The sequence below is a fragment of the Paenibacillus qinlingensis genome, assembly GCF_013204845.1.
GTDB classification, from domain to species: Bacteria; Bacillota; Bacilli; order Paenibacillales; family NBRC-103111; genus Paenibacillus_E; species Paenibacillus_E qinlingensis.
Genome location: NZ_JABMKY010000033.1, coordinates 71651 through 80480 on the forward strand (window position 1 = coordinate 71651; position 8830 = coordinate 80480).

6 protein-coding genes are annotated in these 8830 nt (G+C 46.4%); 1 reads left to right on the plus strand and 5 read right to left on the minus strand.

Annotated features, from left to right (window positions below; translation table 11 throughout):
* Window positions 1-26 precede the first annotated feature (26 nt).
* Window positions 27-2525 carry an ankyrin repeat domain-containing protein gene (locus HQN88_RS34295; protein ID WP_173120739.1) on the minus strand — a complete coding sequence of 833 codons (2499 nt, stop codon included), beginning with the start codon at window positions 2523-2525 and terminating at the stop codon, window positions 27-29.
* Between the two features lie 243 nt (window positions 2526-2768).
* Between HQN88_RS34295 and HQN88_RS34300 the strand changes: the two genes are divergently transcribed.
* Window positions 2769-3329 carry a general stress protein gene (locus HQN88_RS34300; RefSeq protein ID WP_173120741.1) on the plus strand — a complete coding sequence of 187 codons (561 nt, stop codon included), beginning with the start codon at window positions 2769-2771 and terminating at the stop codon, window positions 3327-3329.
* A gap of 485 nt (window positions 3330-3814) precedes the next feature.
* Here HQN88_RS34300 and HQN88_RS34305 read toward each other — a convergent pair whose 3' ends face one another.
* The 4 genes from HQN88_RS34305 to HQN88_RS34320 form a co-directional block, all read right to left on the minus strand.
* Complete coding sequence (locus HQN88_RS34305) at window positions 3815-4186, minus strand: GNAT family N-acetyltransferase (protein WP_173120743.1); 372 nt, start codon at window positions 4184-4186, stop codon at window positions 3815-3817.
* A 146-nt stretch (window positions 4187-4332) separates the two neighbouring features.
* Window positions 4333-5343, minus strand: a complete 1011-nt coding sequence (locus tag HQN88_RS34310; RefSeq protein WP_173120745.1) for an ABC transporter substrate-binding protein — start codon at window positions 5341-5343, stop codon at window positions 4333-4335.
* A gap of 125 nt (window positions 5344-5468) precedes the next feature.
* Window positions 5469-6281, minus strand: coding sequence for a helix-turn-helix transcriptional regulator (locus tag HQN88_RS34315; protein ID WP_173120747.1), 813 nt, complete (start codon window positions 6279-6281; stop codon window positions 5469-5471).
* A 153-nt stretch (window positions 6282-6434) separates the two neighbouring features.
* Window positions 6435-8830 (minus strand): S-layer homology domain-containing protein (locus tag HQN88_RS34320; protein WP_173120749.1); only part of this gene is annotated, 2396 nt, incomplete at its 5' end.

Consider the following 8830-nt stretch of genomic DNA (forward strand, 5'->3'; position numbering starts at 1 on the left):
TTACATAAATCGCAATGATTCGACTCCTAAAGTACAGCGCCATGTTGTCTGAGCAGGCCTGCTATTTCTTTAAATCCGTATTCCTGAGCATAGCTTAACGCCGTATTTCCCCTGTTATCACGAATATTCGGATCTGCTTGCATATCCAGCAATTGTTGTACGCACGTGTACCGCCCATTATAGGTGGCCACCATTAAAGGGGTTTCCCCACCGTCATAGCACGTAAAGATTGGCTTTGCGCCATGTTCAAGCAAAATCCGGAGCATGCGGTCATACCCGTGCATACAAACGGCCGAAAGAACAGACCTTCCTGATATAAATCGAATATTTGTATCTGCTCCATGCTGAAGCAAGAACTCTACTGCCGCTATTCGGTTATGATAAGCAGCCCAGAATAAGGCCGTATTCCCATCGGCATTTGTTAAATTAATCTGTGCGTTGGCCGAAAGTAAGGTTTGCATCATATCCATCTTTCCTTCACTTGCTGCGATGGTTAGAGGAGCTTCGCTGTTTTTGATACGATTTGGATTGGCTCCAATCGCAAGCAACAGCCGGACTTTGCCTATGTTACCCTGACGAACGGACTTGTTAAGCATGCCGGACAACATGCCTTGATATGCGTTCACTGGATTTAACGGACTGGTTCCCTTTTGCTTGCCAAATAAACGGCTTGCAAATTGATTATGCGTATTTCTAGCGACTCTGGCAAAACGCTTGTGTAAATTTAAACAAACGACAGTCGTATCTGCAGGCAAGATCTTATCTTCCCCGACTTTTTGCGCAACACTACTATAAAAAGCCTTCTTATTTCCCAATAACGGCCGTTTCACTTTGAGCATAAGGATGTAATGATTTTTCTCCGGGAAATATTCGACTTTCTTCCGAACCAAATAAGCCTCTTTAATAATCGGATACAGTTGAAGCTCTTTCTTAATCCTTATGGTAAACTGCTCAGATAACTCATGAGGGATAAACGTATCTTTATGGCTGACTTGCGCTCGCTCTGCGTTCGCTAGATGGACTCGTTCCGCATACTGCTGACCATAGGCGATATATTCCTTCACTTTATCTTCTTTGCCCAGCTTGGCGTAATAAGCAATTAATTGCCGACAACTTTCGAATGTGAAAGCATGGTCTAATTCCATCGCTTTCCTCAAGGCTTCAACACCAAGTGGATGCTGCTCCTCTTCATCCGTAATGAGAAGTGCGGCCCCCATTTCCGCATAAGCCGGAGCAAAATGAGGATCACGCCCAATGAGATATTGGTAGATGGGCAGCGCGTCAGTTTCCCCATACAGTTGATTCGTCATTTGTGCAATTTCCCATACCTGATTGAGCGTCATGTCTTTCCTTTTATCGTACTTGACACGCTCGAGATGTTCTCTTATTTGCTGATAGTAATGGAACCGCTCTGACCAAGATTTGCGAACATTCATTCTCCACTGTTGGCTGAGTTGATCCGTCAGGGAATGTAATGCATCTCCCAAGAGGGCTTCCGCCGATGAAATATCGCTTAACACGGGCGGTTCAGCCTGCTGGCCAATCGAACGCAAGCGATCTTTCAATGAGGGATGCGTATCGACATAGCCGGTTTCAATTTGAAGCACTTCATTCAGCCATAGCCTTGTGTCCGCTTTATCCTGCGGCTCACGGAAAAAACGATGCATCTCCTGATATACGAGAGGTGGTTCTTCCTCATCAATCGCACGCTTATCCATTGAATTCCAAAAATATTTATCTAGATTTCGATGTTGAATCGAGATATGTACCAAAGCATCCGCCATAGCCCCTGGACTTGTTAATTTTGCAGCAAATCGATCCGCCTCGTATTCATTCTCTCTGGCTAAAACAAAGGTATAAGCATTTAATTTAGGCGCATACCACCGAATAAAAGCTTTAAATAGAAAGCTCCATCCTTGCTTCTTTTCCGAGAACTGCTCCATCAACTGATTCCATGTTCTTCGTACACGGTAGATCCAACCGTGAAATTTGGAATGAGCGCGCGACAAATGCCCTAATTCATGCGCAAGAACTGCACGAAACTGTTCGCGGGACAATGCCTGCATGAGTGGCAAACCAATAATTAAGTAGTTCCTATGCCATCCGAACAAGCCTAGACGCGGAATTTGAACAACAGATGCATTAAACTCATTGGTCAACAATACTTTATGGATTGGGATGCTTTTTGCTATCTTGTTTAATGATTTCACTTCTTGCATCAATAGTGGTGCATTTCGCTGCGTCATTACAATCCCCTCAGGGGCATGGAATTTGACTTTAAGCGATCGCAAAATCATCCAAATCACTGCAAACAAAGGAACGCCTAACTTAAATAGTAGTAAGGGACTTTTTAGAAGCACGGTAAGCAGCAGTAACGATAACACAAGCAGCAGCCCCATAATCACTATAATATAGGCGAAGCCCAGTCCTACGAGAGAAAATACTCTAAACAGATATAACTTTGGTGCTTTCTTTGCCTCTTCTTCCAATCTTTTGACTAGACGTTCAAATTGCTCTCGTGACAACCTAAACACATCCTGTACATGAATTTTTTGGTTATTTATTCTTTTTTCGACATTCCATCTTAAACTCCTTTTGAAAAATGGAACAACATCATTTATCCGGGCTCGCTGGGATGCAATAACACCTGAAGTTTTCGCTCTACTCTATTAAAAGTTGTTTGATATCAGGATATTGGGGGTAAGTAATCTTATACCACAGTCGCCTTAGGCGGCTTGCTATCACTCAACTTTCCAGGAGGGATTACCATGAGCAAACATATTATCGGCGTATTCAACACGGAAGAAGAAGCGATTCGCGTTATCAACCAATTGAAGGCAGAGGGATATCACTCAGAGGAACTCTCGGTAGTGGGCCGCAATCCCAGTGATCTGGACCATATTGAAGAAGCGACCGCGACCAAAGCGGAAGAAGGCCTTGCAACAGGCGCAGCGACAGGCGGCGTACTGGGCGGGGTGACGGGGCTGCTCGTGAGTATCGGCGCTTTGGCGATTCCTGGGTTGGGTCCCATCCTTGTAGCAGGTCCAATCGTGGCTACCTTAACAGGTGCAGCTGTGGGGGCAAGTGCAGGCGGACTGGTCGGCGGCTTGATCGGACTCGGTATCCCCGAGAAAGACGCGATGCTCTATGACGAATATGTTCAAAATGGCAAAGTGCTCGTCCTCGTAGACGACGACGCCGAACGCGCTAACCGGGCGTATCGTATTTTCCGCGATCACAAGTCGCTCAATGCGGATACGTACAATCCGGACTATGGGTACGTAAACAACGTAGGAGGTGCCAACAGCCGTTATCGCAATAACTTGTAAAGCCGGCGCTGTGCCTGACAGATCATCAGGATGGCATGCCGACAGCATAACATATGCATGGCTTAGACCAGCAAGAGGCTGTATCCAAAGGTCCATTTAGACTTTTGGATACAGCCTCTTGTTTTGTTAATAAACGCTGCTCAATAACCCGGGTTCCCACAATCTTAACTGGATTTTCTCCCTCTATTTGAAGCGGATTTCGCGAATTCGAAAGATTAACTGTATTTCCTGTAGTTAAATTCCTTCAACTTACTCAATTCTTCAAAATTCATATAGATTAAATGTGTTTTTTCCATTTATTCTCAAAACTACGTCTAATTCAGGCAAATTAGCTGTAGTTTATACAGCTAAACACGAATCGGCAGCCACCTTGCGTTTTCACAAGCCACAACGACGGCCGATGATGGAATTAGCCATATAGCCCAATGCCATAAAAAATAAACAGGCCCGCATCCTATCGGACGCTAGCCTGCTTATGTCGATCCCTATCGCCTCGTTATGGCGCTCCCTGAGCTATACGTGTCGGAGAACTCGCTCGCTGATTGATCATTGTCCCAAACATCGGCATACGTAGCGTTTTTCTTGAATTCCTCTAACGCGAAGGAGCAGGAAGGGATAATCTTGCGCCCCTTATCGCGGGCTTCTTGGACGACCATGTCCAGCAGCTGTTTACCCAGTTGACGGCCACGATAGCGCGGGTCCACATAGGTATGATCAATTACCCAAGTGTCGGTATCGACTAGCTTGTACGTAATCTCGCCGACCGTACCTGACAGTGTGTTGAGGATGAAGGCATTGCCTTGCTTTTGTAGAACAATTTCCTCCTCAGCTTCGTGAAACGTGTTGTCTGTTTCCATAGTGAAACACCTCCTGAAGGGTATGATGCTTGTTTGTACTTATTACCCTTTAGAAGAGTCGGTGAAACAAAGATCGGAACGTAAACCAACTGTGTTACGCGGGTGTACGAATAACTTTCAATCCTTAGCCGCCTCGGCATCTCTACCTACTTTTTCAGCGCACTCACAATAGCATTAACGCCGTACAATCTACTAATCGGACCGTATCCAAAAGCATCCGCACCATTAATCTTGTACACATGATTTGCCTTCACGGCTTTGAGTGATTTCCAAACGTCCGTTTTCTCCCATTCATCCGCGAGAGCAGGCAGGGATTTATCCGTGTAGTTAAAGTATCCTAGGAAAATATAATCCGGATTGATTTTAGTTAAGCCTTCAAGACTAAGCTCCGCGCCGTCTCCATTCGCTTGCTCTGGCGGCTTCAAACCTAGCGGCTCATAGTAATGACCGGCATATTTGGTGCCTTGCAGCCACATCGTTTTCTCTCTGACCTGCGCGTAGGCAACCGTTCCTTCCACACCTTTCAGCTGATCCTTCGCTTGCGTGAACGCGGTTGTGAACTTCTCGATTGCTTTTTTCGCCACATCTTCCTGCCCGAGCATTTCACCGAACTTCGTCATCACACCTGGCCAATCATTCCAAACATCCATTTTCGTTTCATCAAGGAATACAGTCGGAGCAATTTTCGACAATTGATCTGCCACTTTTTTGTTAGTTTCTGTACCCGCGATGATAAGATCAGGAGCATATTGCAATAACTTTTCCAAGTTAACTTCCGTATTCTCACCGACAATCGTTATTTCCTTAAACTTGCTCGTATACGGCTTGTACAACTCAGTTTGCAATTGCGATTGCTTTTCCGTAAAAGGAAGCGCAACACCAATGGATGGGATTTCAAAACTGATAAGGTCCTGCGTTAATCCCCAATGCACAAGAGCAACTTTCTCTGGTTTCTTGGCAATCGTTACTTGCGTACCATTAGCACTAGCTACTGTTCTTGGAAAACTTGAAGCGGCTGGCGATGGGCTAGCCGAAGGAGCCGCGCTCGGGCTCGGGCTTCCACTTCTTGATTTCCCCGTACTCGAGCATGCACTAATAAGTAAAAGTAAAGCCACCAGCAAGGACGCTGTTACCAGCGGCAGAACACGTTTTCTCATCTTGATCTTCCTCTCGTTCATCCTGAATTTAAATGATAACGATTATCATTATCGAAGATAAGTTTAACATCGTGTTTAACTTACTGCAAATAGACGATTTCCCGATTTCGGGATGGATTTATTCTTCATTCACCCGACTTTAGAGAAGTCGGTGACTTCCCGTAATGCTTTTTGAATAGCCTGCTGAAATAATAAGCATCTGGATAACCCACACTGCCTGCGATGTCCCTAACCGAGAAAGAGGTCGTCATCAACAGTTCATGAGCCACCTTCATCCTGTACTGAATCAAATAATGGATAGGGCCCGTCCCTGTATACTTCTGAAAAATATGCGAAAAATACTTCGCCCTCATTTGATGCTGATCCGCTAAACTCTCCCAAGTGATCGACTCCATATAATGATGTCGGATGTATTCGATTGTCTGCTCCATCATCGAATGGCTTTCGCTATTTTGCAAATATCGCTCATACGTCAACACCTTATTTACCAATTGGTACACTAACGATTTCTTCTCTAACAATTCTATATGGCCGAGCTCCGTTGCATACCGTCTCAATTGCTTCATGACTTGCAGTAGCGTCGCATCTAACTCAATATGCAGCAAGTTGACCTCTTTGGCCAACACCGACTCCTCCCGATCAGGGGCCACTGGCAAAAAATGAACAAGAAAATATTCGAATTCCGCAGAATGTACAGTTATCCCAAAATGGCGATTGTAGCCGCCCACCAACACCATACCCGGGCTCATCGAATAACTGCTGCCATCATAAATAAAATCAGCTTCGCCCCGTAGCGCAATAAGAATCCCGCTTTTCGTTGTGAGCTGCGCCTTATGTCCTTGATGCATACCTTCCCGAAGGAGGGATTGGTACACACCATGTATATCTATAGGCACCTGCAGGAAAAAGGCGGCTAACGCATCGTATTGATTCTCCATACAGATCCCCCTCTAGTTGAGCGTTTATTTCCTTATTGTAAACGAGAAGCGAGGGTTGCTCAATGTTGGTTTGGGGAAAATAAGTTGCAAAAAGATCGTCCGATAGTTTTTCGGACAATCTTTTTGTGTTGAAGCATATACCACAATAACCACTTAAATCAAACTCGATTTTTGCAGTAATCTCTGCATCATTGTTGCCACCTCAGCTCGGGTCATGTAACCCTTAGGCACTAGCAAAGTCTCGTTTCTCCCAAAAACAATGCCAGCCTGCAGATTATCCGCAACGCTGCTGTGCGCCCATGAGGACACTCCTGCTGCGTCTTCAAACGGACGAAGTATAGCGTCTGTCGATTGTTCGGACAACCCGTCCTTCAAACCGGTTATTGCCATCGCTTTGGCTAGAATAACCATGGCTTGCTCTCTCGTAATCGTGTCGTTCGGGCGGAACGTACCGTCTTCAAGACCATTGATCAACCGATATGAATAAGCCGTATTGACCGCACTGCTGTACCAATCTGCCGGTTTCACATCCGAGAATGGCGTTGCTCCATTCTCTAACTTAAGGCCTAATCCACGAACAATGATGGTTGTAAATTCGGCACGGGTGATGGCTCGATCAGGACTGAACATACCATTACCTGTTCCATCCACGACCATCCGAGATCCCATGTCATTAATAGCATTTTTACCCCAATGATTTGCCGCATCGGTAAATTCGAGCGGATGCCATACGACGGCATACGTACTGTTGGTCAAGCTGTTGATTTGGGCCTCATACTTCCCATTGGTATGTCGGACTTTCGTCGGTACATGACGCACTGAGCCATCCTTTTCAACTACAACGCCTGTAGTAATCTTGCTCGGATCAACCTCATCCGGAATGGCAATCGTTCTCTCCACATAGGCGTCGAATTTCGACACTTCAACGATTTTATCGCCATAGACGGCTCTCACCGTAAAGTTCAGGGGTTGGGCGACAAGCGCAAGTTGGCCATTGGCTGCAGCGCTCTCCACAACCTTTAACGTATCCGTTGTCGGAACCGCGATATCAATTCGCACTTTAATGTCTTGCAGCGCTATTAACGCACCGACCTGCTCGGATATAGCGCCTATATTGATTTGTCGAGCTGGAAGTGTGTAAATCGCATAATCGGTTTTGAACTCTAGAACGGCTTGCTTGTTCTCCATGTTCTTCACCATTTGACCGTTCAGTTCCCCAACGAAGATATCGAATTTTTGGCTGATCGGAATCGTGACGACGGCATGTTGCCCTTCGGCTGCAAGCTTCTCATCCAGCTTTTTCTGATCCACAACCACCATCATTTCGGTCTGATTGTCTCGCGTCCCAATCTTAGCGGTTCCCGCATTCTCGACCTTCCCATTAACAAGAATATCAACGCCTGTGCTCGTATCGACCGGAGCCGTTGGAGTGGAAGGTTCATATGGTTCATATGGTTCATATGGCTCATATGGCGTGTTTGGAACTCTCGGAATGACGGCGTTCGATTCTGTGGAAGCTGCACTTCTCCCCGCACCGTTGATCGCTTTTACCGTAAAGGTATAGCTCGTATCATTCGTCAATCCAGTGAAGGTTACCGGACTTGCTCCTCCGGTGATAACTATATTTCCCGGCGAAGCAGTCACTTCATATTCGGTAATCGTACTTCCACCGTTATCGCTCGGAGCCGTAAATGTAATCACAGCTTGTCCGTTACCCGCGACCGCCGTCACATTGGACGGCTCTCCCGGGATTGTTGACGGAGTCGCGCTAATTTGATTCGATGCCGCGCTCAAGCCGCCTAAGTTTTCTGATTTTACCACAAAGTAATAGGCGGTGCCGTTGGTCAGATCTTGTACGCTGTAGGTAGAAGATGTGACTGTCGCTACTTCGATGATACTCGTTAGATCTGCATCCGTTGCCATATAAATATGATACTTCGTGGCATCCGATACGGTATTCCAGCTCAGCGTGATTTGACGGTCGCCGACGTCAGCCGCAAGGTTTTGCGGATTTGCAGGAGCATTTGGCAAGTTCACAGCTTGCGTTACGACAAACGTTACAGGTGTCATGTAATCTGCGAATACGGTGACCGTTGCCGTGTAGGTACCTGCCGTCAAACCATCCTTGCTACGAATGTCAAAGCTTGTTGATTCACCGCTAGTTAATGCAGAATCCGGCTGTGTAATTACAAAATCGTTAGCGCTTGCGCCACTAAGCGTGACCGACAGGTTGGCTAAGTCAGTACCTGTATTCATTATGGTAACGGGTCTCGTTTCTTGGCTACCCGATACGTATCCTTGAGTAAGGGCTGTTAATGTTTGATCCGTAATTGCAGAGATTCTATAGACAAGCGACGCCGTGACCGTGATCGTCGCTGTCCCTTTTTTGCTGCTGTCCTCCGTCGATGTTGCCGTGATTGTATAATTCCCAGGCGTGGCGTCTGCCGCTACGGTTACTTCCCCCGCGCTGTCCACCGTTACCTTCGCATTGTTGCTCGTCCATGTGACGGTCGTCGCCGCTCCTCCCACCGCATCTACCGTTGCAGTGA

Bases quoted from the DNA above. Each gene is read 5' to 3' on its own strand.
- HQN88_RS34300 (WP_173120741.1), top strand. From the start codon at position 2,769: ATGAGCAAACATATTATCGGCGTATTCAACACGGAAGAAGAAGCGATT.
- HQN88_RS34310 (WP_173120745.1), bottom strand. From the start codon at position 5,343: ATGAGAAAACGTGTTCTGCCGCTGGTAACAGCGTCCTTGCTGGTGGCT.
- HQN88_RS34315 (WP_173120747.1), bottom strand. From the start codon at position 6,281: ATGGAGAATCAATACGATGCGTTAGCCGCCTTTTTCCTGCAGGTGCCT.
- HQN88_RS34305 (WP_173120743.1), bottom strand. From the start codon at position 4,186: ATGGAAACAGACAACACGTTTCACGAAGCTGAGGAGGAAATTGTTCTA.